General features: G+C 64.0%; 10 protein-coding genes. 1 reads left to right on the forward strand and 9 read right to left on the reverse strand.

The window, feature by feature from the left end:
- Positions 1-138: 138 nt before the first annotated feature.
- From EXZ48_RS17000 to xylF, 3 genes are all read right to left on the reverse strand, one after another.
- Positions 139-924 carry an ATP-binding cassette domain-containing protein gene (locus EXZ48_RS17000; protein WP_023515279.1) on the reverse strand — a complete coding sequence of 262 codons (786 nt, stop codon included), beginning with the start codon at positions 922-924 and terminating at the stop codon, positions 139-141.
- Between the two features lie 14 nt (positions 925-938).
- On the reverse strand, positions 939-2252 hold the full coding sequence (locus EXZ48_RS17005; protein ID WP_050744120.1) for a sugar ABC transporter permease: 1314 nt from the start codon (positions 2250-2252) through the stop codon (positions 939-941).
- Between the two features lie 213 nt (positions 2253-2465).
- Positions 2466-3506 carry a D-xylose ABC transporter substrate-binding protein gene (xylF, locus tag EXZ48_RS17010; RefSeq protein WP_024270851.1) on the reverse strand — a complete coding sequence of 347 codons (1041 nt, stop codon included), beginning with the start codon at positions 3504-3506 and terminating at the stop codon, positions 2466-2468.
- A gap of 243 nt (positions 3507-3749) precedes the next feature.
- Here xylF and EXZ48_RS17015 point away from each other — a divergent pair, with 243 nt between their 5' ends.
- Positions 3750-4970 (forward strand): ROK family transcriptional regulator, encoded by a 1221-nt coding sequence (locus EXZ48_RS17015; protein WP_130517206.1) that lies wholly within the window; start codon positions 3750-3752, stop codon positions 4968-4970.
- A gap of 80 nt (positions 4971-5050) precedes the next feature.
- Here EXZ48_RS17015 and iolG read toward each other — a convergent pair whose 3' ends face one another.
- From iolG to EXZ48_RS17045, 6 genes are all read right to left on the reverse strand, one after another.
- Complete coding sequence (gene iolG, locus EXZ48_RS17020; RefSeq protein ID WP_130517208.1) at positions 5051-6043, reverse strand: inositol 2-dehydrogenase; 993 nt, start codon at positions 6041-6043, stop codon at positions 5051-5053.
- Positions 6044-6138: 95 nt separating this feature from the next.
- On the reverse strand, positions 6139-7158 hold the full coding sequence (locus EXZ48_RS17025) for an ABC transporter permease (protein WP_023513838.1): 1020 nt from the start codon (positions 7156-7158) through the stop codon (positions 6139-6141).
- 37 nt (positions 7159-7195) lie between these two features.
- On the reverse strand, positions 7196-8734 hold the full coding sequence (locus EXZ48_RS17030; protein WP_130517210.1) for a sugar ABC transporter ATP-binding protein: 1539 nt from the start codon (positions 8732-8734) through the stop codon (positions 7196-7198).
- A gap of 103 nt (positions 8735-8837) precedes the next feature.
- Positions 8838-9767 (reverse strand): sugar ABC transporter substrate-binding protein, encoded by a 930-nt coding sequence (locus EXZ48_RS17035; protein ID WP_023511953.1) that lies wholly within the window; start codon positions 9765-9767, stop codon positions 8838-8840.
- Between the two features lie 257 nt (positions 9768-10024).
- A complete protein-coding gene (locus tag EXZ48_RS17040; protein WP_130517212.1) occupies positions 10025-10837 on the reverse strand; it encodes a TIM barrel protein in 813 nt (270 codons plus the stop codon).
- A gap of 164 nt (positions 10838-11001) precedes the next feature.
- Positions 11002-12033: a LacI family DNA-binding transcriptional regulator gene (locus EXZ48_RS17045; protein ID WP_130517214.1), complete on the reverse strand. Its 1032-nt coding sequence runs from the start codon at positions 12031-12033 to the stop codon at positions 11002-11004.
- Between the last annotated feature and the right edge of the window lie 75 nt (positions 12034-12108).

The raw sequence follows: 12108 nt of genomic DNA on the forward strand, positions 1-12108 counted from the left end.
TGAGAGGGTTCTTAGCCTAGCTGGGGGCGGGCTTCAATCGGGAAAATGCAGAAAGGGCAATCTGTTCCGCAGATCGCGCGCTCCGGCATGGTCTGGGTGGAAGGCCGCCGGGTGGCCGGCGGCTTCCGGTGGGGTCGGTCAGGTGGTCTGCATGGCGCCGGGGCCGGGGATGGCCTTTTCCGGGACCTTGCCGAGGATGATCATGCCGAGCACCTCGTCCTTGGTGACATCCTCGGTGCGCGCATGGCCGACGACCTGGCCGTTCTTCATCACCGAGACGCGGTCGGCGAGGTCGAAGACGTCGTGGATGTCGTGGCTGATCAGGAAGATGCCGATGCCTTCCTTCTTCAGCTGCTTGATCAGTTCGCCGACCTGGGCCGTCTCCTGGGGCCCGAGCGCTGCGGTGGGCTCGTCCATGATCAGGATGCGGGCGTTGAACAGGATAGCGCGGGCGATCGCCACCGACTGGCGCTGGCCGCCGGAAAGGGCCTTCACCGGTTCCTTGAAGCGCTGGAAGTTGGGGTTGAGGCGGCCCATCACTTCGCGGGTCTTCGCCTCCATCGCAACGTCGTCGAGGGTGCCCCAGGGGGTCCTCAGTTCGCGGCCGAGATAGAGGTTGGCGGCGGCGTCGACATTGTCGGCGACGGCGAGCGTCTGGTAGATCGTCTCGATACCGTATTTCTTGGCGTCGCGCGGGTTGTTGATGTCGGCGGGCTCGCCGTTGATCAGGATCTCGCCCGCGTCGCGCCTGTAGGCGCCGGAGAGGATCTTGATCAGCGTCGACTTGCCGGCACCGTTGTGGCCGAGCAGGGCGACGACCTCGCCGGGAAAGAGATCGACCGAGGCGTTGTCGACGGCATGGATGCCGCCGAAGGAGATGGAGATGTTCTTCAGCTCCACGAGGGGCGTACTTGTGTCCGTCATTGGATGGGCTCCTCTTACTTGGCGCGGGCGCGGTAGACCGTGTCGAGCCAGACGGCGACGACAAGAACCATGCCGACCACGATGCGCTGGAACGGGGTGTCGATGCCGACCAGCACCATGCCCGACTGCAGCGATTGCATGACGAGGGCGCCGAGCATGGCGCCTGCGATTGTGCCCATGCCGCCGGCAAGCGAGGTGCCGCCGATAACGGCTGCGGCGATGGTGTAGAGTTCGTCGAGCTCGCCCTGCGCGTTGGTTGCGGCATTGAGGCGGGCGGTGGAGATGGCGGCGGCGATGGCGCAGAGCATGCCCATCAGTGCGAAGATCTTCACCGTTACCCAGCGCGTCTTGATGCCGGCAAGCTCGGCGGCTTCCTGGTTGCCGCCGATCGCGAAGACGTAGCGGCCGAAGCGCAGGCGCGTCGAGATGAAGGTCATGACGATGCCGACGAGGATGGCGATCAGCACCGGTACGGCGATGCCGTGCGGGATGAACAGGCCGCCTTCCGGCCAGGCGATGCCGTTGGCGTCGGCATATTTGCGAGCGATGGCGACCGGCCAGGGATAGCTGTTGACGACAGCGACGGCGCCGAGCACCAGGGCGCAGCCGACGGCGGTGAGGAAGTACTCGGCCCACATCGGGCGCTGCGGGAAACCGAAGCGCTGGCGCTGCTTGCGGGAATTGATGATAGTGGCGACGATGGCGATGCAGGCGAGGATGCCGACGATCCAGCTGGCGGTGGCGCCGATCGAGCCTTCCGTACCGCCGCCCATCAGGCGGAAGGTCGCGTCCATTGGGGCGACGGTGCGGCCGCTCGTCACGAACCAGGTGGCACCGCGCCAGACGAGCAAGCCGCCGAGCGTGACGATGAAGGAGGGCACGTTGAGGAAGGCGATGATGGCGCCGTGCAGCGCGCCGATGCCCGCGCCGAGCAGGAGGCCGGCGAGGAGGGTGATGATCCAGGTGGCGGGATGGTTGAAGCCGAGCAGTTGCGGCAGCAGTTCCGCCTGCAGCACGCCCATGATCATGCCGACGAATCCGAGGATCGAACCGACGGAGAGGTCGATGTTGCGCGTGACGATGACGAGCACCATGCCGGTCGCCATCACGGCGACGGAGGCGGTCTGGACCGAAAGGTTCCACAGGTTGCGCGGCGTCAGGAACAGGCCGCCGGACAGGATGTTGAAGCCGATCCAGATGATCAGCATGGCGCCGACCATGCCGAGCAGGCGCGTGTCGATCTCGGTCGCGCGGAAGAAGCGCTTGACCGGGTTCTCGCCCGCCGATCGCGCGCGATTGGCATGCGTGGTATTCGTGATGTCGGCCATGGCTTTGCCGTCCCCCCACTTTTGTTGAACGTGTCGTTCGGGCGTGGTCCGAGGTTCCGGCGGCACGGACGGAAACCCGTTTCCCACCTCCCTCATTCCGCTTCGAGGATTTTCGCCGCCTCATCCTCTGCCCGCTGTCCATCTTGCGCAAGCGCCGCAACGGAAGCCGCTGCGGCGCCTGGGATGGTCAGGTCAGTACCGGATCATTGCCTGTCAGTTGCAGGCTGCGACCGAGCCGGCGGCGACGCCCTGGCACGCGGTTTCCTTCGGGATCCAGCCGGCGTCGATGACGACGTTCAGGTTGTCCTTGGTGATCGGCAGCGGGGCGAGGAAGACCGACTTCATTTCGACGCCCTTCGGGCCGCCGTTGAAGGTGGTGACGCCTTCGATCTCGTCCATGGTCTTGCCGCTGGCGAGCGAGGCAGCGATTTCCGCCGCGCGCTTACCGAGTTCACGCGAGTCCTTCCAGACGGAAACGGTCTGTGTGCCGAGCGCGACGCGGTTCAGCGCAGCGTGGTCGGCATCCTGGCCGGAGACCGGGACGGAGCCGGCAAGGCCCTGGGCGGCCAGTGCCGCGATCGCACCGCCGGCCGTGCCGTCGTTCGAGGCGACGACCGCGTCGACCTTGTTGTCGTTCGCCGTCAGGAACTGCTCCATGTTCTTCTGGGCATTTTCCGGCTTCCAGCCATCGGTATAGGCTTCGCCGACGGTCTTGATCTTGCCGGCGTCGATCGCTTCCTTCAGCACTTCCTGCTGGCCAGCGAAGAGGAAGTCGGCGTTCGGGTCGGACGAGGAGCCCTTGATGAAGACGTAGTTGCCTTCCGGCTTCACCTTGAACACTTCGCGGGCCTGCATGCGGCCGACTTCCTTGTTGTCGAAGGTGATGTAGAAGGCGGCCGGGTTTTCGATCAGGCGGTCGTAGCCGACGACCGGGATGCCTTCCGCGGCAGCCTTTTCGATGGCCGGGCCGATCGCTTCAGAGTCCTGGGCGAGAACGATGATGGCGTTGGCGCCCTGGGCGATCAGCGATTCGACGTCCGTCAGCTGCTTTGCGGCGGACGACTGGGCGTCAGCTGAAATGTATTTGTCGCCGGAGGCTTCGAGCGCTGCCTTGATGGCGGCTTCGTCGGTTTTCCAGCGCTCTTCCTGGAAGTTCGACCAGGAAACGCCGACCACGAGGTCCTTGGCGTGCGCTACGGAATGCAGGGAAACGATGATGGCAGCCCCTGCCATCAGCTTCAGAACGAACTTCATAATATCCTCCCAAGTGAACACCGACCGCCTGGGCGAACCTCCCGCCCAATCAACGACCGGCCACGATCTACTGTCTCGATACCCCTCCCGATGGCCTCGGGACTTTTTTCTCGACAGTCGAGAAAATAAATGTCAGAAGTTTCGAAGGCTGTCAACACGGCTTGAAAGGCCTTGAACGACGGCGTGACAGATGCTTTGGGAGGGGCATGTGTTGCATCCTGTGAAAGCGAGCGGAAACCGACGATGCTGACCAAGTCGAGCACGGAGCTTGTGCGTCAGCAGAACAGTGCCTTGGTGCTCGCCTCGCTGCGCCGGCATGGTCCGCTTGCCCATACCGATATTTCCCATCATACGGGCCTCGCTTCGGCGACCGTATCGGTGATCACGGCGGAGCTGGAAAAGGCCGAGGTGCTGGAACGGCGCGAACAGCTGGCGTCGGCCTCGCGCGGGCGGCCGCGCGTCATCTTCGGCCAGCGGCGCGATGCCGGCTACCTTGCGACCGTGCGCATCTCTTCCGACATGGTGCAATATTCACTCGCCGACTATGGCGGCACGCTGCTCGACCGGTTCGAGGAGCCACGCAACCATGCCGATACCGCGACGCGGCCTTTTACCGAAGCCTTCGTGGCCGCGCTCGACAAGCTGGCGGACCGGTCCCGGATCGACCGTGGACAGGTGCTGGTCGTGTCGATCAGCAGCAAGGGCCTCGTCGATCCCCAGACGGCACGGCTCGTCTGGTCGCCGGTCTTCGGCGCGCAGCAGGTGGATTTTGCGGCGCTGTTGCAGCCGCCCTGGCGGGCGAAGATCCTCCTCAGCAACGAGACGTTGCTCGTCGCTCATGCCATGGCGCTGCGCATGGAGAAGGCAGGCGTGCGGGATCTGCAGGCGGTTGCCGCGCTCTCGCTCGGCCACAGCATCGGCCTCGGCATCGCGCGGTTCGACCGGTCGGGGGAGCTCTCGGTGACGGCGCCGAATTTCGGGCACATGCTGAACTCGTCGGATGGAAAACTGTGTCGCTGCAGCGCGCAGGGCTGCATCGAGGCGTCCGCGGGCTTCTACGGCATCCTGCGCACCGCCTTCGAAGTGCCGCCGGATACGATCCCGGCGAAATTCGTGCCGCTGGCCGAGATGGACAAGATCGCGCTGCGCGCCCGGCAGGGCCACCGCATGTCGGAATATGCCTTCCGCCAGGCGGGCCTTGCGCTGGGGCAGGGGCTTTCGCGTGTCGTCAGCCTCTACGAGAACATGCCGATTGCCATCACCGGTCCCGGCACCCGCTATTTCGATCTCCTCCAGCGGGGGCTCGAAGAGGGGCTTGCACAATCGCAGCAGGTCCGTCTTTTCGGCGCCCCGCCGATCTCCGTCGTGCCGGAGGAGGCCACGCTGGTGCTGGAAGGCCATCTCGACCGCGCGCTGGCGGAGATGGACCATGATGTCATCGTGGCGCGGACGGTTGGAGACTGACGGAGGAGAGTGGGGCGGAGGCCCAACAAAAAGACCGGGCGGAAAATCGCCCGGCCAGTTGCCTTGGGAGGAGGTGCCCGTCAGGCGACGGAGATCTGGCGCTTTTCCTCGACCGACTTAACGGCTGCATCGGCCAGTGCGAGGGCTGCGAGGCCATCGGCGCCGGAGGGCGAGATGGTCGCACCCTTCTCGATGGCGGCGATGAAGCTCGCGATCTCGTTGGCATAGGCTTCGGTGTAGCGGGTCATGAAGAAATCGTGCAGCGGCGGGCGGGTGTAGCCGTCGCCGTTGGCGATCTCGATGGAGACCGGGCGCTGGTTTTCGGCGGCGACCATGCCCTTCGAGCCGTGCACCTCGATGCGCTGGTCATAACCGTAGGTGGCGCGGCGCGAGTTGGAGATGACGGCCTGCTTACCGGATTTCGTCTGCAGGATGACCGAAACGCTGTCGTAGTCGCCGGCCTTGCCGATGTCGGGATCGACCAGCACGGCGGCGGTGGCCGAGACCGAGACGACCTCTTCGCCGAGCAGGAAGCGGGCCATGTCGAAGTCGTGGATCGTCATGTCGCGGAAGATACCGCCGGAGCGCTTGATGTAGTCGACCGGCGGGGCGCCGGGGTCGCGCGAGGTGATGGTGACCATCTCGACATCGCCGATGCGGCCGTCATCGATCGCCTTGCGCACGGCCATGAAATGGGGGTCGAAGCGGCGGTTGAAACCGACCATCAACTTGCCCTTGGTCTCGTCGACCACCTTCATACAGGCCTTGACGCGCTCGACGTCGAGATCGATCGGCTTCTCGCAGAAGATGGCTTTCCCCGCGCGTGAAAAACGCTCGATGAGGTCGGCATGGGTGTCGGTCGGGGTGCAGATCACGACGGCGTCGATATCCTTGGCGGCCTCGATCGCCTCGATGGTGCGGACTTCGCAGCCATACTGCTTGGCGATCGCGTCGGCGGCGGCGGGGAAGGCATCGGCAACGGCGACGAGCACGGCATCCGGATTGCCGGTTACGGCCTTGGCGTGGACCTTGCCGATGCGGCCTGCGCCGAGAAGACCAAATCTCACAGTCATCTTCATTCTCTCTGGTGTACCGGCCTTGCCGGCGGGAGGGGCGGGGCGATGCGCTCGCCCCGCAACGGCGCCGCGGAAAACCCGCGGAATAGGAACTATGTCTTGCGCTTCTTCTGCCGGTAGACGTCGACGACGACGGCGGCGACGATGATCACGCCCTTGACGATCTCCTGGTAGAAAGCATCGACGCGCAGGAAGGTAAAGCCCGAAGTCATGACGCCGAGGATGACGGTGCCGATGACCGTGCCGGTGATGCGCCCCACGCCGCCGGCAAGAGAGGTGCCGCCGATGACGGTCGCGGCGATGGCGTCGAGTTCGTACATCACGCCCATGCCGGCCTGGGCTGTCTGGGCACGTGCCGCGGTGACGACGCCGGCAAGGCCTGCGAGTGCGCCGGCGATGGCATAGACCTTTACCAGGTGGGATTCGACGTTGATGCCGGAGACGCGGGCGGCCTGCACATTCGCGCCGATCGCATAGGTGAACTTGCCGTAGCGGGTATAGCGCAGCGCGATGTGGAAGATGACCGCGACGACGAGGAAGATCACGACGGGCCAGATGCCGGTGCCGATGAAGTTGAACTGTTCGGTGAGACCCGAAACCGGCTGGCCCTTGGTGTACCACTTGGAGATGCCGCGGGCGGACACCATCATGCCGAGCGTGGCGATGAAGGGCGGGATTTTCGTCTTGGCGATGAGCTGGCCGTTGATGAAGCCGGCGAGCAGGCCGACGCCGATGCCGAGCGCGACCGGCACGATGACCGGCAGGTCGGTCAGCGAGGGATAGAGCGCGCGCGGCCAGGTCGAGGCCTGTGCCAGTGAGGCGGTGAACATCGCCGTCATCCCGACCACCGAGCCGGAGGAGAGATCGATGCCCCCCGTGATGATGACCTGTGTGACGCCGACGGCGATGATGCCGATGACGGAGACCTGCAGGATGATGATCGTCAGGCGCTGCGGGTTCATCAGGAAGCTCTGACCGACGAAGATCCAGCCGAGGATTTCGTAGACCAGCGCGATGCCGATGAGGACGAGAAAGATGTTGAGTTCCGGCGGGAGCCGGCGGGCAGATTTCTGCGCGGAGCCTTGAGCCTGCGCGGCGGAATTCGTGCTCATGATTACCTCCCTTGCGGCGCCACGGCCGCCGTAAAATTTACTGGGCAGCCAGTTCCATGACCTTGACCTGCGTCGCTTCCGCCCGGTCGAGAATGCCGGTGACCCGCCCCTCGTGCATGACCATGACGCGGTCGCTCATGCCGAGGACCTCGGGCATTTCCGACGAGATCATGATGACGGCGACGCCGTCGCGGGCGAGCTCCGTCACGAAGCGGTGGATTTCCGCCTTGGCGCCGACATCGATGCCGCGCGTCGGCTCGTCGAGGATGAGGATGCGCGGATTGGTGAGCAGCCAGCGGCCGATCAGCACCTTCTGCTGGTTGCCGCCCGAGAGGTTTTCGATGCGCTCGGACAGGTTCGGCGTCTTGACGCGCAGCTTCCGGCTCATCTCCTCGCAGACCTTGGTCAGTTCGCCCTCGGCGACAAAACCGTTCTTGACGAACTTGTCCTGAAGCACGGCGATCTGCATGTTTTCCAGGATATCGAGGATCAGCAGACAGCCGGTGTCCTTGCGGTCTTCTGTCAGGAACGCCATGCGGTGCTTGATCGCCGTGTTCGGGCTGTCGATGTTCACCTGCTTGCCGTTGATCGAGATCGTGCCCGAGGTCGCCGGCGTCACGCCGAAGATCGTTTCGGCGACGTTCGAGCGGCCCGAGCCGACGAGGCCGGCAAGGCCGAGGATTTCACCGGCGCGCACATCGAAGGAGACGTCGTGGAACACGCCCTTGAGGGTGAGGTTCTTCACCGAGAGGACAATGTCGCCGATCGGCACCTCCTCCTTCGGGAACATCTGGGTGATCTCGCGGCCGACCATCATGCGGATGATGTCGTCGCGCGTCACGTCCGAGGAGGCGTGCGTGCCGATGTACTTGCCGTCGCGGAACACCGAGAACTCGTCGGCGATCTCGAACAGCTCGTTCATCTTGTGGGTGATGTAGACGATGCCGATGCCTTGCGAGCGGAGGTCCCGGATGATGGTGAAGAGGTGCTCCACCTCGCGCTCGGTCAGCGCCGAGGTCGGCTCGTCCATGATGAGCACGTCGCTCTCATAGGACACGGCTTTTGCGATCTCGACCATCTGGCGGTTGGCGACGGAGAGGTCGCGCACCTGCACTTCCGGGTCCATCGCGATGTTGAGGCGCTTGAAGAGGGCGGCGGTCTTGCGGTTCATCTCGCCGTGGTCGACGAAGCCGAAGCGGTTCTTCGGCTCGCGGCGGATCCAGATGTTCTCCGCCACCGTCATGAACGGCATCAGGTTGAGCTCCTGGTGGATCATGGCGATGCCGTTTTCCAGCGCGTCGAGCGGCGATTGCAGACGGATCTTCTGGCCCTTGAGCAGTATTTCACCCTGGTCGGGCGTATAGATGCCGGCAAGGATCTTCATCAGTGTGGATTTGCCGGCGCCGTTCTCGCCCATCAGGGCGTGCACGGTGCCGCGCTTCAGCTTGAACTCAACATCGTCGAGCGCAACGACGCCCGGAAATTCCTTGCGGACACCTTCCGCAGACAGGAGATATTCAGCATTCGGAATGGCGCCGCTTGCACGAACCGCGGCCATGGTGGTCGGACTGACCATCGTCCCCTCCCTCCCGGAGCAACCAGAAACGGGTCGGACGCGCGCACGCTTGCGTGCGCACGTCCAGAGCAGTCTGAAGGTTTTCAGCGACGGGCAGAGCCGGTTAGTTCTTCGCCTGGTAGTCGGCGATGTTGGCCGGGGTCACGAGCTGGAAGGGAATGTAGACCTTGGTTTCCACCTTCTCGCCCTTTGCCAGTTTCAGCGCGGCATCGACCGAACCCTTGCCCTGGCCGGCGGCATCCTGGAACACCGTCACGTCGAGGTCGCCGGCCGCCATGGCGGCGAGGGCGTCCTGCGTGGCGTCGACACCGGCGACGACGACGCTGTCCATCGAACGGCCGGCAGCCTTCAGCGCCTGGATGGCGCCGATTGCCATTTCGTCATTGTTGGAGATGACCGCGTCGAACTCGAGACCTGCGGAGAGCCAGTTGGTCATGAGGTCCGACCCTTGCGTGCGCGACCAGTTGGCGGTCTGCTCCTCGACGATTTCGAGGCCCTTGCACTCGTCGGTGGCGATGACGTCCTTGACGTCCTGGGTGCGCATGCGCGCGGCCTGGTTGGACAGTTCGCCCATCATGACGACGACCTTGCCCTTGCCGTTGAGCAGGCGGCAGACTTCCTTGGTTTCCAGCGTGCCGGATTCCTTTTCGTCGGAGGCGACGAAAGCCTGCTTTTCCGGCAGTTCGTTGACGTTGACCGGCTCGCGGTTGACGTAGACGAGCGGAATGCCGGCCTCTGCGGCGGCCTTGGACATGGCGGCGGTCGCGTCGGTATCGACGGGGTTCACGATGATGGCGCTGACGCCTGACGCGATGAAGTTCTGGATCTGGCTCTGCTGCTTTGCAACGTCGTTCTGGGCGTCTTCGATCTGAAGATCAACGCCATCGAGCGTCTTGGCATAATCGGACATGCCGTTGCGCAGAACGGTCAGGAAGTTGTCGTCGAACTGCGCCATGGTCACGCCGATCGTTTCGGCATGGGCGGCGGTGGACATCATTGCGGCAAGCGCCGTGCTCAGAATGAATTTTTTCATGTCGTTCTCCTCCTCAACGTGGCGTCCGGCAGCGCCACCCGATTGTCCGGACAGCTGGCCCTTGCGGGGCAGCCGGCCCCTTGCTCCTCCCGGGAGGCAAAAGGCCAAAACAGAATAAACAAACCGCGAATTCCGTATTGCGGAATGTTTATTCCATTTTCTGTCCGGGACGTCAAGCCCGTTCCATTTTCAGGATCGGGAATCCTGCAGGGCCTTGGGGAAAAGGGCCGGTGGATAGGTCGCCGGCACCGCCTGGTCTAGATGTTTTCGCGCAGGAAGCCGACGCTCTGTGCCACGGCCGCCCTGGGGTCGGGGACACCGTGCACGTCCGGGGAGAAGGGCTCGAAGGAGAGCGGTCCGGTATAACCGGCAGTGAGCAAGGCTTTGATCTGTCTTATGTTTCCAAGCCGGTCTTGCGGGCCGACGAGGACGCGATGACCATCGCGCATGGCCGGGACCGTGATGTCGGCGTCCTCGACGCCGGAAATGTGGACGAGGCCGGTGAGCTCCGCGAAGAGGTCCGGTTCGCCGGCAAGGTGATGATGGAACGTGTCGTGCACGAGACGGAATATCTGTTCCCCGCCGATGGCCCTGATCGCTTCGACCGCCTCGCGCTTGGAGCGCAGCGAGCAGATTTCGAAGCCGAGCGGCTCGACGAGGCCGATGATTCCGGCCGCAGCCAGCATCGGTTTCAGGGCGATGAGCGCCTCAGCGAGGTTGGTCTGCCGTTCGCCGTCGGCCTGCCCGGTGCCGTCGTTCTTCGGCACGAGCACGAGCGCGCGGGCACCTGCCGCTGCCGCGTAGTCGATCAGCTCCTTGGCCTCGGCGGCGCGGGCGGGCGTCCATTCGTTGAAGCGCTGGAGTGCGTTGATCGAGATGATCGTGACGCCGTGACGCTCGGCGAGCGCTTTCACCTCGGCCGGCGCGGTGCCGTCCAGGATGGTGTTGCCATTGAGGTCGTTGCGGATCTCGACCTTCGTCATGCCGAGCGAGACGGCGAGGGCGAAGAAGGCGTCGAGTTTCAGCGCGGGCGCTGTCATGTGGTTGAGAGCGAAGTCAAGGGGCGGCATGGAATGGGGGTCCTCCGGTCTTCGAGGCTGCCGACAGGGCCGCCTCGCATGCACGCATGAGGATCGGGAAGCACTAGGCGGGCGTCAAAGCCGAAGGTGCCGGCCACGCCCTCATCGCTGACAGAATTCATCGGGAAGATGATGGAAAACCATCATTTCCTCTGTCAGATATTCTCCGGAAGGAAAATGTCGAAGGGCAGGAAGGTCTGCCCGGGTACGGCGGCATCGCCCTTCTCGATGGCCGTCACCATCAGTGAGACGAGCTCGCGGCAGAGGGTGGGCAACGGCGTGCTGATCGCCATGGTGACGACGTCGTCCGCAAGGCCGGCCTTCGATTCGGGCGTCAGCTCGTTGACGATGAGCTGGATCTTTCCGCCCAAACCCTCTTCACGGATGGCGGAAATCGCGCCTTCCATGCCGCCGCCGGCAACATAGAGGCCGACGAGATCCGGGTGCTGGGTGAGCAGGTTGGCGGTCGCCTCGTGGGTGATCTCGCTGGTGTCGAGATTGACGAGCGTGTCCAGCACCTCGAAGCCCTCGCCCTTCTCACGGAAGAAGGAGCGGAAGCCCATCTCGCGCAGTTCGTGGCCGTGGAAGCGATGGCTGCCGACGAAGATCGCCACTTTGCCGGGCCGACGGGCGCCGCGGGCGATCATCCAGGCCGCGGTGCGGCCAACCTTCATGTTGTTGAGGCCGATATAGCCCTGGCGCACGTCCATGGCGAAGTCGGAGAGCAGGCAGAAGAGGGAAATGCCCCGGTTCTTCAGGTCCTCCACCATTGTGGTCGTTGCCGGATAATCAGGGGCGACGACGGCAAGCGCCTGGTTGCGGGCCGATAGCTGCCGCAGCATTTCTGTCATCGCCGCCGGTGTCTGCGCATTGATAAAATCGATCTGCGGCACGATGCGCGCCGTGGTGCAGGCATTGCAGGCGATTTCGATCTCGCGTGCGAAATTCTGGTAGAAGGCCTGGCCCGGGCGCTGGAAGCTGAAGCCCAGCCTGTATTGTGGCAGGTCCTCAAAAACCCGCTGCCGGATCAGCCCGATCGCGTGATAGCCGATCGTATTTGCAGCATCGTAGACGCGCCGCGCCGTTTCCTCGCGCACCTTGTGGCGCCCGTTCAGCACGCGGTCGACTGTCGCCACGCTGACGCCGGCGGCTTTCGCCAGATCCGTAATGGTGGGCCGCGATGCCATGTCCCCTCCCTGAAATCTTTCCATCATAACTGGATGATGTTGAATGATGTGTTTTGAAGCATTCTATCATGGCAG

Source organism: Shinella sp. JR1-6 (assembly GCF_004284735.1).
GTDB lineage: Bacteria > Pseudomonadota > Alphaproteobacteria > Rhizobiales > Rhizobiaceae > Shinella.

Coding starts and splice junctions, on each gene's coding strand:
- EXZ48_RS17000 (WP_023515279.1), bottom strand. CDS start 924: ATGACGGACACAAGTACGCCCCTCGTGGAGCTGAAGAACATCTCCATC.
- EXZ48_RS17015 (WP_130517206.1), top strand. CDS start 3,750: ATGCTGACCAAGTCGAGCACGGAGCTTGTGCGTCAGCAGAACAGTGCC.
- EXZ48_RS17030 (WP_130517210.1), bottom strand. CDS start 8,734: ATGGTCAGTCCGACCACCATGGCCGCGGTTCGTGCAAGCGGCGCCATT.
- EXZ48_RS17025 (WP_023513838.1), bottom strand. CDS start 7,158: ATGAGCACGAATTCCGCCGCGCAGGCTCAAGGCTCCGCGCAGAAATCT.
- iolG (WP_130517208.1), bottom strand. CDS start 6,043: ATGACTGTGAGATTTGGTCTTCTCGGCGCAGGCCGCATCGGCAAGGTC.
- xylF (WP_024270851.1), bottom strand. CDS start 3,506: ATGAAGTTCGTTCTGAAGCTGATGGCAGGGGCTGCCATCATCGTTTCC.
- EXZ48_RS17035 (WP_023511953.1), bottom strand. CDS start 9,767: ATGAAAAAATTCATTCTGAGCACGGCGCTTGCCGCAATGATGTCCACC.
- EXZ48_RS17040 (WP_130517212.1), bottom strand. CDS start 10,837: ATGCCGCCCCTTGACTTCGCTCTCAACCACATGACAGCGCCCGCGCTG.
- EXZ48_RS17005 (WP_050744120.1), bottom strand. CDS start 2,252: ATGGCCGACATCACGAATACCACGCATGCCAATCGCGCGCGATCGGCG.
- EXZ48_RS17045 (WP_130517214.1), bottom strand. CDS start 12,033: ATGGCATCGCGGCCCACCATTACGGATCTGGCGAAAGCCGCCGGCGTC.